The sequence below is a fragment of the Fervidicola ferrireducens genome (genome assembly GCF_001562425.1).
In the GTDB taxonomy this organism is placed as follows: Bacteria; Bacillota; Thermosediminibacteria; order Thermosediminibacterales; family Thermosediminibacteraceae; genus Fervidicola; species Fervidicola ferrireducens.
In genome coordinates this window covers 1-1622 of the sequence record NZ_LOED01000078.1, presented here as the reverse complement: position 1 = coordinate 1622, position 1622 = coordinate 1, and the positions used below count along the sequence as shown (strand labels likewise).

Sequence of the window (1622 nt, the reverse complement as noted above, 5' to 3'; positions counted from 1 at the left end):
TCCTCCCCTCAATAAATTGAGGGGCATCCACAAGCGGATGCACGCAAGAAACCCTTGCGCTTCGGTTCAGTGACACCATGCCATCCCAGGAGGAACGACACAGCCACGGGCCGTGCCACACGGCCACTACTCCCCTTTACGGGAGATACCTGGAAAGCTCTTTCGTAGATGTTGAGGGCACCGTTTATGTCTGCTTGTGCCTTCCAACCACAGGAACACGCATACAAACCCCGGTGTCTCCGGTTGGAAGGCGCAATCTTCCCGCAGGCGTGGCAGGTAATGGACGTTCTCCTCTCGTCTACGTCGTCACGGACTATGATCCCCATTAGGGCACCCTTATACTTCATTATGCTGATTAGCTTTCGGTACGGCCACGTATGCAATCGCTGGTTCAGCCGGTCCCCATAATCAATGCTCTCTCGGATCCCGTTGAGGTCCCCAATAACTATCTCTTTCGCACCCCGCCGCGCACACTCCGTAATAAAGTGAGATGTAACTACATGCAGTAAATACTCCACTTGCTCCTTTTCCCGGTGTGCTATTTCCTTCCACCTGCGGGAATTCTGTTGGAGACTGGTCCGCACCTTCTGCCAGTACCGTCTTACTGCTTTGATAAGCCTGCCAGAATAGAGCATCACAGTGCCATCATAAAAGGCACACGCCATGAGAACAGTTTCTCCAAGGTCAACTGCTGCTTTCCCCGTCCCGCCGTTTTCGCAGGCCTTAACCTCCACCACCAGACGGGCCTCTATTCGCCCGGAATCCTTGTCGTAGATGATGGAAAGTTCCCCCACCCGCTCGTATTTAATATCGGGACGGTGAGATATGCGGAAAGAGACTTGTCTTACACCATCTTCCCGGCTGGTGCCCAGGCTCAATATAACTTTATTATCTTCTACTTTGAAGCCGCTCTGCACGTACTTGAGTGGAGAAAGCTGTCCCTTCCTGCGGAAGCCGGGAGCTTCGTACTGCGTAAGACCCTTTTTCTTGAGGGCAAAGAAAGACTTATACGCCTCCCGCACTTCATCCCGGGTAAGCTGGACTGACATCGAGTAGTACCCTTTGGCCCTGGGCAACTCCTTTAAGATGCGGTTGAGGTTTTTGTGGGAAATATTCACCTGTCCTTTTTCCTCGTACTCTTTGCGGAGATGCCACAGAAGTCCGTTGTAGACCTTGGTAGCGCAGAACATGGCGTCTTTTAAGACAGCCTCGGTCTGCGGGTCAGCATGAATTTGAGCTTTGAGTGTGATTAGGGGCAATCAATCGCCTCCTCCCTCTGTTTTTTGAGTTTCGATGTACCGCCTGATAATATCACTGGAGACCTCTCCGGTTGTGTCCACGTAGTAGCCTGGGTTCCATAGATGGCCGCCCCAGAGTTTCTTTTTGAGTTCCGGATGCTTCGCAAAAAGCGTCCGTGCTGTGGAGCCTTTCAGCACCTTGGCGATTACCGCCGGGGCTATTTGGGGAGGGGCGGAAAGAAAAATGTGTACGTGACTTCCTTCTTCATACCATTATGGTAACATACCGCGAAACGTTTGTAAATGTTAGAGCGAGGGGGTCCGTGTATCCCCTCAATAAATTGAGGGGGATTACTGCCCCCTCGCTCTCCCCCATTTCTCTAA

Annotated in this window: 1 protein-coding gene and 1 pseudogene; both read right to left on the bottom strand. The window is 52.0% G+C overall.

Annotation, left to right across the window (positions count from 1 at the left end; genetic code table 11):
- Positions 1-8: 8 nt before the first annotated feature.
- Positions 9-1259 (bottom strand): RNA-guided endonuclease InsQ/TnpB family protein, encoded by a 1251-nt coding sequence (locus AN618_RS12335; RefSeq protein WP_066355638.1) that lies wholly within the window; start codon positions 1257-1259, stop codon positions 9-11.
- Positions 1260-1493, bottom strand: a pseudogene (gene tnpA / locus AN618_RS14095) (IS200/IS605 family transposase); the annotation flags it as partial.
- Between the last annotated feature and the right edge of the window lie 129 nt (positions 1494-1622).